At 38.6% G+C, this 16,464-nt stretch carries 14 protein-coding genes; 8 read left to right on the top strand and 6 right to left on the bottom strand.

Annotation, left to right across the window (positions count from 1 at the left end):
- Window positions 1-98: 98 nt before the first annotated feature.
- Together KO473_RS13335 and KO473_RS13340 are read right to left on the bottom strand one after the other, a co-directional pair.
- Entirely contained in the window at window positions 99-878 is a 780-nt protein-coding gene (locus KO473_RS13335; protein ID WP_216035127.1) for a BT1926 family outer membrane beta-barrel protein, read from the bottom strand.
- A 47-nt stretch (window positions 879-925) separates the two neighbouring features.
- Complete coding sequence (locus KO473_RS13340) at window positions 926-2,503, bottom strand: hypothetical protein (RefSeq protein WP_022011840.1); 1,578 nt, start codon at window positions 2,501-2,503, stop codon at window positions 926-928.
- Window positions 2,504-2,730: 227 nt separating this feature from the next.
- Here KO473_RS13340 and KO473_RS13345 point away from each other — a divergent pair, with 227 nt between their 5' ends.
- Window positions 2,731-3,090, top strand: a complete 360-nt coding sequence (locus KO473_RS13345; protein ID WP_165016011.1) for a helix-turn-helix domain-containing protein — start codon at window positions 2,731-2,733, stop codon at window positions 3,088-3,090.
- 413 nt (window positions 3,091-3,503) lie between these two features.
- Here KO473_RS13345 and KO473_RS13350 read toward each other — a convergent pair whose 3' ends face one another.
- Complete coding sequence (locus tag KO473_RS13350; RefSeq protein ID WP_122130788.1) at window positions 3,504-5,663, bottom strand: glycoside hydrolase family 97 protein; 2,160 nt, start codon at window positions 5,661-5,663, stop codon at window positions 3,504-3,506.
- A 151-nt stretch (window positions 5,664-5,814) separates the two neighbouring features.
- Between KO473_RS13350 and crcB the strand changes: the two genes are divergently transcribed.
- The 3 genes from crcB to eno all read left to right on the top strand — a co-directional run bounded on the left by crcB (window position 5,815) and on the right by eno (window position 8,313).
- Window positions 5,815-6,201 carry a fluoride efflux transporter CrcB gene (gene crcB / locus KO473_RS13355; protein WP_005809844.1) on the top strand — a complete coding sequence of 129 codons (387 nt, stop codon included), beginning with the start codon at window positions 5,815-5,817 and terminating at the stop codon, window positions 6,199-6,201.
- An 8-nt stretch (window positions 6,202-6,209) separates the two neighbouring features.
- Window positions 6,210-6,875 (top strand): pentapeptide repeat-containing protein, encoded by a 666-nt coding sequence (locus KO473_RS13360; RefSeq protein WP_005818765.1) that lies wholly within the window; start codon window positions 6,210-6,212, stop codon window positions 6,873-6,875.
- A gap of 148 nt (window positions 6,876-7,023) precedes the next feature.
- Window positions 7,024-8,313 carry a phosphopyruvate hydratase gene (gene eno, locus KO473_RS13365; protein ID WP_005775910.1) on the top strand — a complete coding sequence of 430 codons (1,290 nt, stop codon included), beginning with the start codon at window positions 7,024-7,026 and terminating at the stop codon, window positions 8,311-8,313.
- Window positions 8,314-8,544: 231 nt separating this feature from the next.
- Here eno and KO473_RS13370 read toward each other — a convergent pair whose 3' ends face one another.
- Entirely contained in the window at window positions 8,545-9,714 is a 1,170-nt protein-coding gene (locus tag KO473_RS13370) for a 6-bladed beta-propeller (RefSeq protein WP_022011837.1), read from the bottom strand.
- 926 nt (window positions 9,715-10,640) lie between these two features.
- Here KO473_RS13370 and KO473_RS13375 point away from each other — a divergent pair.
- The 4 genes from KO473_RS13375 (at window position 10,641) to ric (ending at window position 13,326) form a co-directional block, all read left to right on the top strand.
- Window positions 10,641-11,501 carry a hypothetical protein gene (locus KO473_RS13375; protein WP_022011836.1) on the top strand — a complete coding sequence of 287 codons (861 nt, stop codon included), beginning with the start codon at window positions 10,641-10,643 and terminating at the stop codon, window positions 11,499-11,501.
- A 9-nt stretch (window positions 11,502-11,510) separates the two neighbouring features.
- Window positions 11,511-11,906, top strand: coding sequence for a thiol-disulfide oxidoreductase DCC family protein (locus tag KO473_RS13380; protein ID WP_044299519.1), 396 nt, complete (start codon window positions 11,511-11,513; stop codon window positions 11,904-11,906).
- A gap of 63 nt (window positions 11,907-11,969) precedes the next feature.
- Window positions 11,970-12,434 carry a MaoC family dehydratase gene (locus KO473_RS13385; RefSeq protein ID WP_005775901.1) on the top strand — a complete coding sequence of 155 codons (465 nt, stop codon included), beginning with the start codon at window positions 11,970-11,972 and terminating at the stop codon, window positions 12,432-12,434.
- A gap of 163 nt (window positions 12,435-12,597) precedes the next feature.
- A complete protein-coding gene (gene ric, locus KO473_RS13390) occupies window positions 12,598-13,326 on the top strand; it encodes an iron-sulfur cluster repair di-iron protein (RefSeq protein WP_032542356.1) in 729 nt (242 codons plus the stop codon).
- Between the two features lie 236 nt (window positions 13,327-13,562).
- Here the strand turns inward: ric and KO473_RS13395 are convergent, their stop codons facing one another.
- Window positions 13,563-14,162: a hypothetical protein gene (locus KO473_RS13395; protein ID WP_022011834.1), complete on the bottom strand. Its 600-nt coding sequence runs from the start codon at window positions 14,160-14,162 to the stop codon at window positions 13,563-13,565.
- A gap of 181 nt (window positions 14,163-14,343) precedes the next feature.
- A complete protein-coding gene (locus tag KO473_RS13400) occupies window positions 14,344-16,233 on the bottom strand; it encodes a fimbrillin family protein (protein WP_122130456.1) in 1,890 nt (629 codons plus the stop codon).
- Between the last annotated feature and the right edge of the window lie 231 nt (window positions 16,234-16,464).

The raw sequence follows: 16,464 nt of genomic DNA on the forward strand, positions 1-16,464 counted from the left end.
AGCCGTCACGGACACCGGGGAGGTATAAATAAATGGACTTATTTATTTATAAAATCACCCACCCGACCGATAGCCTATCGGCCGGATGGAGATAGAGGTCAAAATTTAAATCCGATCTTAAACGTCGGAGCCGCCAAAACACTGTAGTTGTGGCTGTCCGCCGAAAGATCGCCAAGACCGGCTTGCGGATTATACGTAGTCTTGTTGTACGTATAAGCAAACGGATCGATCTGCGCACCGATGTAAAGGGCAGGAAGAACAAAGTAATCGACACCGATAGTCAGGGCGCCACGAAGATTCCAGCTCTCGGCAACCGATTTACCCATAGAGGTCTCTTCATCATACTTCATTTCATTTTCGCCGTAAGCAAAACCTACGCGAACGCCTGTATACCACATCAGGTTAGGAACACGCTTAATGTTGAAATAACGATCAACACCTGCCGACACATTATAGGCGAACGACTGGGCACTGGCTACGGCACGATAGTTAGGGATTTCTCCCATCAAATCGTCTACCGATCCACTTCCATTCGATTCTGAACCATCTATCGTGCCGGGAACAGCCGGATAACCGGGGTTATTCGTGAAGCTGACACCGCCACCCAAATTTAGTTTCCACTGATCTTTGAAGAACCAGCCCCCTTCGAAACCAACCATCAGCTTTTTGTCTGCCCAGTTGGTTGAGAGCGCTCTGACTTCATAGTCAGTCAGCAGCCCCGAAGGGGCTGTGACGTTTGTGTAACTATTGTATCCAACAGTAGCTGCTACCGTAAAGTCACCTTTTTTAGGAGTATTGTCTTTACTACAGTTCTGCGCATTAGCTGCAAGACACATCATGGGTAGAACGGCCAACACTAAAAGTCTTTTTATTTTCATACGATACTTTTTTTGATTTGTTGTTTATTTGCCGTTACTATTGGCGATTATTTTGCTATTAAAGCATTAATCTGCTCCATAACTATATCCATAAGTTTCTGAATAGCATCGATCTGCGTTGTAAGATTAGCTACAGAAACCTCAAGACGTGCAATTTGTTGTTCACGATTCAAAACGCCATAAGTAGAATCTAAGTCTGCAATTTCTTTATTTAAAGTTGCATTGGCAGCTTCTAAAGTCCGAATTTCGGCCTTGGCATCTACCCCATAATTATTTGCTAAAGCAGATAAAGCAGAATAATTCGCATCAGCTACCTCGTAAGCTTCGTCCGCCTCGTCATACGCATCGCACGCAGCTACATAAGCCAAAACTGTTTCATTTGTCTTCAAAGCCTCAATAGCTTTATCATAAGCAGCAACATCTGCTCCCGACATTGAAGCAATCAACTCTATTGTCTCTTTCAATTCAGCAATGGATTCATTCTGTTCATTTATAGCATCCTTAGCTTTAGCAATACTAATGTTGGCAGCATCAATTTTTACTTGATCCTCACCGGCAGCTTTCAGTTCTTCATTCGCTGCGGTTAAATCAGCATATTTGGTTCCTGCGTCAGCCTTATCACCTGATTTGCCCAGAAGTTTAACAGCAGCAGCATATTCATTATTGAAATTTTGAGTTGCCTTTTCTTTAGCATATTCAGACTTCCAACTATAATAAGTAACAGATAAATCTTCTGCTATCTCTTTTGAACTTATTTCGATTGGCTGAATATATTCTCCATTACCAATGTACAACAGACCTGAATAGTAATATACACCAGTACCATCTATATAATCATATTCACAGCCTGTGATAGGAGTGGCAACACCAAAATTCTGCAATTGATCTATTATGGTACGAGCAGCAACCACAGTCTTCAAAGAAGATTCATCACTTGTAAAATCCGCAATAGCATCCCGATATGCCTTCTGTGCAGGAACTTTAGCTTGAGCGGCAGCTGTTGTTGCTTTTATTGCGTTATTTTTAATCTGCAGTGCCTCAAGTGCTTTATTTTGTAGATCAGCTTTATCCAAACCATCGTACTTACTATAAGCAGCAATTTTAGCATCATTCTGAGCTATATTAGCCAGTTTGATAGCTTTCTGCTTTTCAACTACTTCCTTATAAGATATAAGCCCGGCTTTATAATTAGCCAAAGTAACTGCATTTTGATCTCTTGTTTCCTGTAGACTACTCAACTGATAAGAGTAACCTTGATACTCACCGTATAACCCCTTCAATTGTTCATCCGCAACATTCAGGAAGTCTTGTTTTGCTCTTTCTTCATTAGCCTTAGCTGCCCATAAATCAGCATTTGCCTGAGCTATCAACCTCTCTTTGTCACGTTCATAGGCTTCTTGATCTTTTTGATTTTCAAATTCTTTAGCCGCAGCTTTTGCCTCAGTCAACCGTTTTTGGGCATCCTGAACGCCAGCCTGTGCATTAGCCAATGCAGCAGCACCTTTCAGCTGTTCTGCTTTTGCGTTACGCACCGCTGTTACCGATGCCGATTCGTCGTTGTCTACGCAAGCTCCCAGTGACAAAGCACCCAGGAGCACTGCAACCATCATGAGTTTCTTTTTCATAATCTCAAAATTTTAGTGTTAATAATAATAATATAAATGTTATGTTCCACTCTGTTTTTTCTTCTGTTACCAGAAGGGTGTTAGTGCACTCCTCTCTGTTATCCGCAGCAAATATATCCTAATTTATCTGATAAAACAAATAAATTATGAACAAAATACAGAAATAGACAGATATTCTTTTATGCCGATAAACCTAACTCTTCGGATTATGTTGTACTTTCATGCAAATGAAAAAAAGCAATATTTATATAGGTGAAATTATCAAGAATATAATGTCCGAGAGGCAGGTCACTAAAGCTGAACTCGCAAGAAGATTGGACGTTAAGCCTCAAAGTGTAGATTATCTACTGACAAGGAAAAGCATTGATACGGATACATTATATAATATTTCACTGGCGTTAGATTATGATTTTGCCCTTTTATATAGCATCAAACAAGAACAGATAAATTGTGATAACGAAGCTATCAGATATAAATTGGGAAATGCCAAAATTACAGTAGAAATAGAACTGCAGCAAGATGAAATTATCAAGCTAAACCTGAAAAAGAAAATAGCCGAGTTACTGGATGGAGGAGCTAATAAGTAGAGTTGTTTACACCTTATTATATATAGGGAACAAAAGCTATCAAAGCAAAGATATAATCACAACAGAATAATTTAACAATGTTAAGGAGAAAACAAAGATCGTTATTCCCTCTGTACAAAGAACAAATCTTTTAAATGCAAACAACTTGTTCTTTGCATTTAAAAAACAAGCTTTAACTCTATGTTAAAGTTAGCTTTATAAACATTCAACATTAGGCTATTAATCAATTGATTAAAAACGATATAATCAATAAAGATAAGAACAGCAGATAAAAAGAGAAAGTCAAGAGATGACTCACTTAATTGATAATATAGTAACTATCAACAAAAGGAGTCCGGACATACATATTGTGTATCCGGACTCTTTCATTTCAAAAAAATAACCAAACTAACCTTTTTACCACTAACCCACCTTTATTTCCACTTTTTAAGTTCTTTTCGGTCGGCCGGAGTAGCTTCTATCAGACTGAGAGCGAAACCTCCACTACGAGCCAATTTAGTAGAAATCCTGGTTTTATTAGTCACTATACCTTTTTTAATCTCATAAGAGGTAGGATTCTTCTCATAATCCGCATCTTTCCCATCAGCATATAAAGTGGCTACATACTGTTTCCCCGGATCCAGGAAATCAAGAACGAATGTAGAAGTACGGGGATTTTCACCTGTAATACCTCCAACAAACCAATTATCGGTTCCTTTGGCTTTTCGAGCCACCGTGATATATTCTCCCGGTTCTGCTTCAATATATTTACTGTCATCCCAGTCTACTGCCACATCTTTAATAAACTGAAATGCGTCCATGTGGCGCTCATAACTCTCCGGAAGGTCGGCAGCCATTTGCAGCGGACTATAAAGTGTAACATAAAGGGCCAATTGTTTTGCCAAAGTGGTATGCACAAAACTATGTTCACCACTCAAGAAAGACAATTGAGTGTCAAAAATACCTGGAGTATAATCCATTGGACCACCAATCAGGCGTGTAAAAGGAAGCAATGTAGTATGGAATGGTTTATTCCCACCAAAAGCTTCATATTCTGTTCCACGGGCAGACTCGTTACCGATCAGGTTTGGATACGTACGGCACAATCCGGTTGGACGAACGGCTTCGTGAGCATTCACCATGATTTTATGATCGGCTGCTTTCTTCACTGCATAGAGATAATGATTATTCAGCCATTGCCCGTAATGATGCTCACCGCGTGGGATTATATTGCCTACATATCCGCTCTTCACAGCGTTGTAGCCGTTATCTTCCATAAATTGGTAAGCTTTGTCCATATAGCGTTCATAGTTACGGACAGATGCAGAGGTTTCATGGTGCATCATCAACTTTACCCCTTTATTCTTGGCATATTCATTCAACATTTTCACATCAAAGTCGGGATATGGAGTGACGAAATCAAACACATAATCTTTTGACTTGCCAAACCAATCCTCCCATCCTTCATTCCAGCCCTCGACCAATACCTGGTCAAAACCGTGTTCAGCGGCAAAATCGATATAACGTTTCACATTCTCATTATTGGCACCATGACGCCCATTGGGCTTAGTCTTAGCATAATCGGTCTCACCCAACTTCACTGAATAAACGTCGTCAGTATAAGCCCATGTACTTTTACCCGTAATCATCTCCCACCATACACCTACATATTTGACAGGCTTAATCCAAGAAGTATCCTCCAATTTACATGGCTCGTTCAGGTTTAATGTTAATTTGGAAGTAAGAATGTCACGTGCATCATCACTGACCATGATTGTACGCCATGGAGACTGACAAGGAGTCTGCATATATCCTTTATCTCCCTGTGCATCAGGAGTCAGCCATGATTCAAAAACAAAGTTTTTATCATCTAAATTAAGATGCATACAAGAGTAATCCACCAAGGCAGCTTCATGAAGGTTGATATACAATCCATCATCGGTCTTCATTTGTAAAGCAGTCTGAACCCCGGTAGGAGAAAAAGGAGTCTGGGAAGCATTGGGAGTAACAGCTGTTTTCATCAGGCCACGTATTTCCGAAAGCTTCGATCGAGTATAATCATATTCTTGTGTATCATAATCGCCCGGTATCCAGAAAGCAGTATGATCGCCTGTCATAGCAAATTGGGAATGCTCCTCTTTTATCACAAAATAATTCAGATTCTTTTGCTGCGGAAATTCATAGCGAAAACCGAGTCCGTCATCGTACAAACGAAAACGAATCAACATCTTACGATCCTGAGCTTTTTGGTCTAAAGTTACCGCAAGCTCATTATAATTGTTACGGATTTGCTTTACTTCTCCCCAAACAGGTTCCCAGGTTTCGTCAAAAGAAGAAGTCTTGGCATCAATCAATGTAAAACCATCCATCAGACCGGGATCATCTTTCAGTTCAAGGCCCAGTTTAGAAGGTTTAATCACTTCTTTACCCTTATAAGAAAGTTCATACACAGGCTCCCCTTTTCCATTCACCGAAAAGTTCAGTTTCAAGAGTCCATTTGGAGAAGTAATGCTTTCGGCCATTGCCACACTACTCACTAAAAGAGAAAGAAAAAAGCAAGCCAACTTAAAAGTCAGTTTATTCATGTTCTTCATGATATGGTTTAATATAAATTAGTAATCATGCAACAAAGATAAGCAAGAAGCAGATTCCGGTTCGACGAATAGAACCGAAATAAAGAAGATTTATCAGAAAACGTTTGCATAAACAGTTGACAGTGGTAACTTTGCCAACAAAACAAAAAAGATGAAAGAGATTATTTATATATTTATCGGAGGAGGCATAGGCAGTGTATCCCGCTATCTGGCACAAATAGCCGTCAACGAAAAACTTAGCCCTACTTTTTTCCCCTTTCCGTGGGGAACATTTGCCGTAAACATTGCTGGGAGTTTGTTAATAGGATTATTTTATTCACTTTCGGAACGTCTTGATCTATCCTTCGAGTTAAGGCTATTTCTGACTGTTGGTTTCTGTGGAGGTTTTACCACATTTTCTACTTTGGCTAATGATGGCCTGAGTTTACTGAAAGGAGGCTTCTACGGCATATTCGCATTTTACACATTAGCCAGTATGATACTCGGGCTTTTAGCCGTATTAGGTGGAGGATACCTCGGAGAACATTTAAAACAATAGACTAATATATGAAACCAGCAATTAAGAAAGTCCAACCTGTTAAAGTCGTAGCCCCATTCATCAATGAGCAGTCCGAAAGCATCACTCCGCTCGATATTTTGGTGGATGAAGAGAAAATTTCTGATTTATATTTCTCTAAAGGAGTTGTCCGACAAGTAAATAAGCCCTATCTAAGTATTAACAATTGTACTTTCAAACAACAAATATTCAACGAATGCCAGTTGAAATCAGCCCAATTAACAGACATACGTTTTGAAAATTGCGACTTATCCAACGTGTCCTTTGCCGGAACTACTTTCTACCGGGTAGAATTTATATCATGCAAGCTCTTAGGAACAGGTTTTCCGGAAGCCACCCTAAACCATGTCCGGATGGAGCATTGTTATGGACAATATATCAATCTTTCCATGACGAAAATGCGAACCGTTCGTTTCAGCCATTGTGATTTTCGAAACGCCAGCCTCAATGACAGTAAATTAATACCGGCAGCTTTCGACAACTGTGAACTGCTTGAAGCAGATTTTTCGCATACGTCTTTAAAAGGTATCGACCTGAGGAGCTCAAGAATAACAGGCATTCAACTAAACATAGCTGACCTGAAAGGGGCTATAGTCAGTTCATTACAGGCAATGGACTTACTGCCTCTGTTAGGAGTCAAGGTTGAAGACGACTGAACTTTTCCACCTCTCTCTTTGTTTTATAGTATAAAAGCGATAATACTGATTTATAGGGAAAGAGACCGCACGGAATACCTATTAATAGTTATTCTACCGCTTCCCATAAGTGAGTACATTTGCAGAGACTAAAAAAACAAGAGAAACAATGAAAATAGAAAAAATTACAGGACGAGAGATTCTCGACTCAAGAGGTAACCCTACAGTAGAAGTAGACGTAGTATTGGAATCAGGCATCATGGGACGTGCATCCGTTCCGTCGGGCGCATCGACCGGTGAGCATGAAGCGCTTGAACTCCGCGACGGTGATAAACATCGTTACGGCGGTAAGGGTGTACAGAAAGCAGTAGAGAACGTTAATAAAGTCATTGCCCCACATCTGATTGGTATGTCAGCCCTTGACCAAATGGGCATTGACCATGCTATGCTGGCACTGGACGGAACAAAGACAAAAGCCAAACTGGGTGCAAACGCTATCCTGGGTGTTTCACTTGCCGTAGCCAAAGCTGCCGCCAATTATCTTGATATTCCCCTTTACAGATATATCGGCGGCACAAATACTTATGTTTTACCCGTCCCAATGATGAATATCATTAATGGAGGATCACATAGCGATGCCCCAATTGCCTTTCAAGAATTTATGATTCGCCCGGTTGGTGCAAACTCTTTCAAAGAGGGACTGCGCATGGGTGCCGAAGTATTCCACGCCTTGAAAAAAGTATTAAAAGACCGTGGTTTGAGTACAGCTGTAGGTGATGAAGGAGGCTTCGCTCCGAATCTGGAAGGCACAGAAGATGCACTAAACTCTATCCTTGCCGCTATTAAAGCTGCCGGATATGAACCGGGTAAGGATGTAATGATCGGCATGGACTGCGCTTCTTCCGAATTCTATCATGACGGTATCTACGATTACACCAAGTTTGAAGGTGAAAAGGGTAAAAAACGTACAGCCGAGGAACAGATTGACTATCTGGAGAAACTTATCAACGAATATCCGATTGATTCCATCGAAGACGGTATGAGTGAAAATGACTGGGAAGGCTGGAAAAAATTAACTCAACGTATCGGCGACCGCTGCCAATTGGTAGGTGATGACCTTTTCGTTACTAATGTTGATTTCCTGGCAAAAGGTATCGAAAAAGGTTGTGCCAATTCTATTCTGATTAAAGTAAACCAAATAGGTTCGCTGACAGAAACATTAAACGCTATTGAAATGGCACACCGCCACGGATATACGACAGTCACCTCTCACCGTTCCGGCGAAACAGAAGATGCAACCATTGCAGATATTGCCGTAGCAACAAACAGCGGACAGATTAAAACCGGTTCGTTGAGCCGTTCGGACCGCATGGCGAAGTACAATCAGTTGCTCCGTATAGAAGAAGAATTGGGTGATCGTGCTGTATATGGTTACAAACGAATTACCGTAAAAGGCTAAATAAAATCATGATAAGCATAGCATGATGAAAGGTTAGTTATTTTTATAATGATTGAATGTAAATGTGAAAAGGAGGTTGTGTCAAAAACGTTTTAACACAACCTCATAGTATACGTAAAGAACAAGAGCAACACCATCTATTCGGTCAACAATCCTGCGAATGGAATAAAAGGAGTGTTCAGCAGGTGGTGGATGATCCACTGCTCTTGATAAAATAGTTGGTTGCCTTTTTCATTTTAAACCACTATTTTTTTGCTTTACCAACATGATTACAGGATTGTCTTCTTCATTCAACTTTGAAGCAATATCTTTCAATTTGCCATCTTTCAGTTGCTCTTTCTTATAAATCTCAATAAGTTGGGATGCACTTAAACTCGTGACATCCTCGATATCGCGATTTATTGATTTCGCCGTCATAGCTACAGTTCTTTTTTCTGCATAGTCATCATTATATACGGCAACTTGAAATATGGCTTTTTCCTTCTTGTCGTACACCAGCTCATCTGTATAGAATCCGTTACCTTTTTCAAAGTTAAATACATTTTTAACGGTTTCCATAAAGTAATAACGGTCGGTATGAATACCCATATAAAGAAAAATTTCAGGCTCCATAGTATTTGCAGAGGGGGTTCTTACAATAAAGGGGCTTAATGTACCATCCGGTGCATAGTTATACAATGTATCGGCTGATGCGTCCATAAGTGTCCATTTGCCGTTACTTAGGCGTATTTGGTAAGAATAATTTGCTATAAATCGATCTCCATCAGTCACAATCGGTGTGTTAATCGTTTTAAAAGGAATAAAAATTTCCCGGGTGATACTTCCATCCTGTTTTGATATAAGAATATGGTACGATTTGTTTCTATCTTTTCCTTTGTTATGATAATCTGACATATCATAACAGATCAAATTATGTTTGTCATAATCAAAAATAGATGAAATATCTCTACCAAGATTCAAACACCGTTTGAATTCTCCGTTAAGATCGTATACTAAGATTTTATTTCCCGGTGACTTTACGAATATTTCATCATTGTTTTCATCAAGAATAATCTCATTAATCCTTGCATATTCTTCTGCCCCTTGCCCTCGCCGATTTATCTTTTTTAATCCTTTACCGGTTTGCCTGTCAAAAATAAAAATATCCCCATCATTATTCCTATTGGTTACCAATAAGTATTCTTTTCCCACATCTTGTACTAAGCCTTGTGTAAGAAACTCATCTGTAGTTTCCAGCGCAACATATTCCACATTCATAAAATCCTGAAGAATCAATTCTTTTTTAGGATAGCTTTTCGAAACGTCCACGATGATTAAATCATCGTTTGATTGTTTATTTCTTCCACATCCAGTCAATACTACCAACAGAATGACTGTCAAAACAGTGTTTACTTGTTTCATCTTATTTGTTTTATTTGTTTTTTTATGTAACAAAGATTAGTACGATCAATAATTATTTTAAATTTTTCATATTCAATTCCTTTTAAGGTTAAAAAACGGGCTGAAGTGTTTCGGGGTAAATATACCACTATCTGATGTCTTAAGCAAGAAAAAAACATTAATATACAAGAAATCAAAAAGAATAAATTAAGTGACAAGATTCTATTATTGAAAGAATATCACAATATCGACTTCTCTTTTTTTCCATCATTCGAACTGTTCGAATTGAATAATAGATTACTGCCTTTATCTGATTTCTATCTTTCTGCTTCAGAAATGCATAGGGTTGTGTGGGTTGGTTATAAACTATCTTTTGAGGTCTACATTCATTTCGTTATGAATGAAATACCGGTTATACCTGTAACATGTTCATTGTCATCGGAAAAATTGTTATCTGAAGGATTGGAATATGATCAGGGGGGATAAAGAAATTCAGTAATATTGTACCGGTGGGGATATCATCGTTATTGGGTGGATGACGTATGATAGCCTTTTTATGTCTGAAAACGAGTAATGGAACTTGTTAATGGTTAACAATACAAGTGTGAAATGTTAATAAGTTATCGGTAACTTTAAACCATGTTATAATAGAGCAGAATATCGTGCGTAAATTTGCTAATTAGTTGGGAATCGGTATTTTTGTATTGTGTTTTTTCATAAGTATTAGATTTAAGGTTAACAAAAGATTGGTTGCTCGGGACGAGTAGCCATTTTTTGTTTTATGCAGTAATGTGGTTTCGCTTCCGATGATATTTATTTCTTTAATTTCTCTGTTCCCTTTGTAATTTATAGATGGTTTTGAGAGCAAAACGACTTTTATATTGTTATTAGTGCAATATCAGCTATCTATAGGCTTGTTCTATTTACTAATTATTAAAGGAAACATTATGAAAAAGAATCTATTGTTTTTTGGAGCACTTGTGAGTGCTTTTCTGTTGGCCTCTTGTTCGGGTGGAAGCAAGAGCAAAGCTCCTGTTGCCAGTACGGCAGATATTGAAAATGCGACAGAGGTAATCAAATATTATAATACTTCTCTCGGAGTATTAAAAGATATGGTGAAGGAAAAAGATGTAAATGCCGTTTTGGATTATATGGAACAAAAAGGAAAAGTACCGGCTCTTACCGCCATCGCCCCACCGACAGTTGTTGCAAAAGATTCGGCGACGGTGATGAATCCCGGAGATTACTTCAATGGAGAAACCCGCCAGAATCTGGTGCAGAACTATGCCGGATTGTTTAAGGCGAGAGCAGAGTTCTACGCAAATTTCGATACCTATCTTTCTTACTTGAAAAAGAAAGATGTAACCAAAGCGAAGCAACTGTTAGAGGCGAATTATCAGTTGAGCACACAGATGTCTGAATACAAGCAGAATGTTTTTGATATTCTGAGTCCGTTTACCGAACAGGCTGAACAGGTGCTTCTGGCGGACAGTCCGCTGAAAGAACAGATTATGTCTGTACGGAAGATGTCTGCTACGATGCAGAGTATTTTGAACCTGTATGCACGTAAGCATATGATGGATGGCCCCCGCATTGACCTGAAAGTAGCTGAACTTACCAAACAACTCGATTCTGCTAAAAAACTTCCTGCCGTGAATGGTCATGAAAGCGAGATGAAGTCTTATCAGACTTTCCTTTCACAGGTAGAAACATTTATCAAACAGGTGCAGAAGGCTCGGGAAAAAGGAGAATACAGTGATGCCGATTATGATATGTTGACCAGTGCATACGAGACTTCCATTATTTAGAAATATAGAATGAATATTATACTTTTCGATGGTATATGTAATCTCTGCAACGGGACAGTTTCTTTTATTGTAAAGAGGGATAAAAGAAAGTTGTTCCGTTTTGTTTCACTGCAATCTGAAGCGGGTAAAACTTTGTTGGACCGGTATGCTGTTGAAAGTAGTAATAAGACTCTCTATTATTTCCGGAAAGGAGATTGTTATTCTAAATCTACGGCTATACTTTATATCTTAAAAGACCTGGGAGGATTCTGGCAGTGTTTTTATCCATTGATCCTGATTCCGGTAAAAGTAAGGGATGCATTGTATTTATTGGTTTCCAAATATCGGTATCGGATATTTGGGAAAGTAGATTCATGTACTAAGCCGGCGAGTTTTTCTGATGAAGAATCTAAAAGACCGGATTAATTTTAACTTATCTAAAAAAAATATATCTTTGTAGCAAAGATGTACATTTTTAAATGAAGAAATATGGATAAAGTAATTATTAATTCTTATGAAGATTTTGAGAAATTAGTGGGGCAGCAGATTGGAGTCTCTGACTATCTGGAGGTTTCTCAGGAACGTATCAACCTTTTCGCTGATGCAACATTAGATCATCAGTGGATTCATGTGGACACAGAGCGTGCTAAGGTGGAGAGCCCTTATCATAGCACCATTGTTCACGGATATCTGACATTGTCATTACTTCCTCATTTGTGGAATCAGATTATTGAAGTAAATAATTTGAAGATGATGATTAATTATGGTATGGACAAGATGAAGTTCGGGCAAGCAGTACTGTCAGGTCAAAGTGTGCGACTGAAGGCAAGTCTGCATTCTCTTACTAACTTGCGTGGTGTGGCTAAAGCTGAAATTAAGTTTGCGATTGAGATTAAAGATCAGCCTAAGAAAGCACTCGAAGGTATCGCTATCTTTCTGTATTATTTTAATTAAGAAAAGAATATGGCATACACAAGTTATAGAAAACTGTGTATGCCATTGTTTTATACTTCATATTGCTTCGAAAGACAAAAGAAAATCCTTCCTGTAACATTGGTTACAAATTATTTGTTTTCTGTTCCCTACCTTTGTCCTCTGAATAATAAAAGAGGAAAATATGAAAGATTATAAACTTATGACAGTCGGCCAGATTGTAGCCGATCGTTTTGATCACGCAAAGGTATTCAATAAGTATGGCATTGATTTCTGTTGCAATGGAGATGTCTCGCTGACTGATGCTTGTGAAAGAGCCGGAGCAGGGGTGGACAGCTTGTTGGAAGAGTTGGGGCAAACGCAACCGAACCATTCTCCGATTTTTGATTTTAAAAGTTGGCCTATGGATTTATTGGTAGATTACATCCTGAAATTCCATCATCGTAATATCCGTTACCAGGGACCGCAGATTCTTCAATTGCTTGATAAAGTTTGTGAGGTACACGGTGAGAAGCATCCGGAACTTCATGAGATACGTGGGTTGTTTCAGGAGTCCTGGATAGATCTGAATAATCATCTTACCAAGGAGGAAATGGTGTTGTTTCCTTATATATACGATTTGTTCGATGCAGTGACCCAACACCGCCCCGTTCCGCCTTTTCATTGTGGCAGTGTCAGTAGCCCTATTTCGGTAATGATGCATGAACATGATGCCGAAGGTGAACGTTTTCGCCGGATTTCTTTATTGGCTCAGGGATATTTAGTACCCGATGATGCTTGTGACACCTACAGGTTATTATTTGAGATGTTGGAGACATTTGAGAAAAATTTGCATCATCATATTCATTTAGAAAATAATATTGTTTTTCCTATGGCTATAGAGCTACAGGAGAACTGTGAACGAATGTGTTAATTGTTAACGTTTTTAGCCTAAAGTATTAACAAAACAAGATCGAGTATTAAACGGTGTTATAATACAGGATATTTTTGCTCTGATATTTGCTAATTGCTTGAAATTCGGTATATTTGTATTGTGTTTTTTTCATAAGTATTAGATTTAAGGTTAACAAAAGATTGGTTGCTCGGGATGAGTAGCCATTTTTTGTATTCGGTACTTTGGTTATTTATTCTTCAATTAGAGTATGACGTTTAAAATCTATATCCCAGTCCTATTCTCACAGTAGGATAGATGGCGGAATTGCCGTTGGAGGACTTTATATAACCGGCTCCGCCAGATAGATCGAAAAGAAAATGTTTCCATACGCGTCGAAATCCCCAATATGGGGTGATAACATATATATGCGCTGTTTTTACTCCGCTGCTGATGGCTATTGGAAAAGAATATCCGAAACAGGCAGATAAATACCCACCGGAATTACCCCAAGTACGCTTGCCATTGCGATGCCTTTTCTTCAGGTTATAATAAAAACGTGGTTCTATGGCTAAATCTCCGGTTACTAAATGATAGTCTTTGGTAGCGATATGGAATTCGCGAAGTGATTCCATTTTGAGTTGCCATGTTCTTTCAAAAGCATAAGAAGCTCCTGCGCTAAAAATAACAGTACCTTTCGGAGCAAAAGCATATTCATAACTATATGCCAGTCCGATACCATTTAAACTGATACTGTGACCGGAGACGGTTTGGAATTGGGCAGATGCATCTGGTCTTTTTTGAGGATTGTGCTCAGCATGGATAGAGAGGGCGAATAATGTAAGTAGAATTGTAGTGATAAATAATACTTTCTGCATATATTTTCTGTTTTGGGTTTTATAATTGATTTCTTGATTATAAAGACAGAAAAAAGAAGAAGATTCCCTATTCGAATGAAGAGAATAATTTAACGATAAAATACAGAATCTAAAGTTTGGGCCAGTAGCGGTGAGGAGATCTACCTAAACTTTAGATTCTGTATGATAGGCAAAGTGCTTGTTATTTACGGATGCATCTGACAGAAAGAGCTCTGTCTGTTATATTGCCGTCTTTTATTTCATTTGTAGTATGCAGCAAATAGATTGCTTTATTTATTTGATTTCCAGATGAATTGGTAGACCAGTATACCACCGTATATAAGCCGTTGGTATATCCGTTCTTACTTTTTAGAATATATCCTTCCGGCATTCCATTGAATCCTGTAGTGTTAAGTATAGGAAGCTTGTCACCGCTTTCATCGCTTGACCATGGTCCGGATTTCAGTTTAGAAGCATCATTGTTTATATATTGCTTTAGTTGTTCCCACTCGGTTTCGGTAGGAATATTCCATCCTTGGGGTGATAACTTGCCTGAAATAACAGCTTCAGAATTGTAAAAGTAAAAATTTTGAGGCGCATCTTGATATTTCCCGGTGTAATAGCCTGCTGTTGCCGTGAAATCCTTTTTCAAAGTAATTGTTTTACCATCGGTATAGCGTGCCGCTTCCAAACTACGTCCCATCCAATATTGGATTCCTATTTTTACTATAGGATAAGTTTTGGTTTCCGTATTCCGTATATCTGTCAAGACATCTTCTTGCAACCGTACAGGTAGAGGATTTTCCGGCTTGGATATTGATATTGAGTTATCTTCGGCTATGTAGAAATCGTTGATGACGCTTTGATTTCCGGGCGTGTAGGCTAATACATTATTAACTTTGTTCCAAGAGACCTTGCCTCCGTGAACGGCTGCTGTTTCGTCAAGTAAACAAATTACCGTGCCGTTGTTTAAATCTGTCTTTCCATTTAGAACAGGATAGGCGACGATGGCTTGTGCATCGATATTGTCTGCCAATAGGTACTCTTTACAGATCTCTGCTACCTGCGTCCCTTCGTTAATGGCTTTATATACATTACTCTTACTGAATTTCAGTGCAGCCAGGTGAATTATACCTGATGTTTCCTGAGCTGTCGTTTCACCCGACTCCCCTTCTGTCCAGTCTGCAATGCTATGATCGAAGTTGTTGATTTGAATACCTTCGGATGATTTATAGATAATGCCTATGGAACAGCTTTTTTCACTGGACAGCTGAAAGTTGTCCGGAAATGGGCAACTATAGCTCTTTCCATCTATTTCCATATTTATGTAGTGACTGTCAGACTCTATTTTTTCGGGTATCAGTATCGCTTTTTTGCCTATAAGGGTATTATTCTCTATTTTCCATTCTCCATAAGGAATAATGCCGCTCGTTTGTCCCGATGACCCGAATTGGCCGGTGAGAAAATCATAAGATGCTTCCGAATGGAATCCGTTTAAGGATAAGGTAGGGTTATCAGCCAAGAGCTCTTGTAAGTCTTCTCCGGCTGCGGGTCTTATAATGATTTCCAGTTTGCAAAGTTTGTGTTTATATTCCATGGCAACCATGTTCTGGCTGGGTGTAATGTCATTGTTTACAGCGATCATAAAGTCGGAAAGTGATAGTCCGCCCACAGTACTTTGGTCGGTCTGTATCTGGACCTGCATTGTACTTTTGTCCGGTTCAATACCTGTTTCTTGAAAAGGATAATAACTGATGAAGTTACATTCTCCGTTTCCTTTAGGATAATAAATCGTTTCTTCCGGTTCGAAGCCGGAGGTTTGGGAACATGTGAAACGCATATTGTCAATGTATCGTTTCTGATTGATAGTTGATGGTTGTGTCAATACATACAAGCCAATGGCGTCCTTTTCTTGAAATTTGTTATCAATAACACGTGTGGGGTTGCATAAAATTTGTGTAGAAAGGCGGATAGGAATTTCTCCGGGAAGGGTTGTCGGTTCTTCTGAAATTTCATTTACACAGGAAGTGCTGACAAGCAGGGGCATCATTATGAATTTTATCATAAAGGATGCAATTTTCATGTTTTTCATTGTAGTATATAGTTTAATTTGTGTTTTAGTTTCATTGTTTAACTATATGTTTAAGGAGTAACAAAGCTACTATTATTAATATAATTATTACTATGAATTATGATAATATTTTGTATTTATATAATAAATGTTCACTACTGTTCCGTTAAAGTGAATAATAGTTCTTTGAAATAATTGAAATATAGTCGATTAAGTTATATTTTGAAATAAAACGGATTTGAATTTCTATTT

The sequence above is a fragment of the Bacteroides sp. HF-4919 genome, from assembly GCF_018860125.1.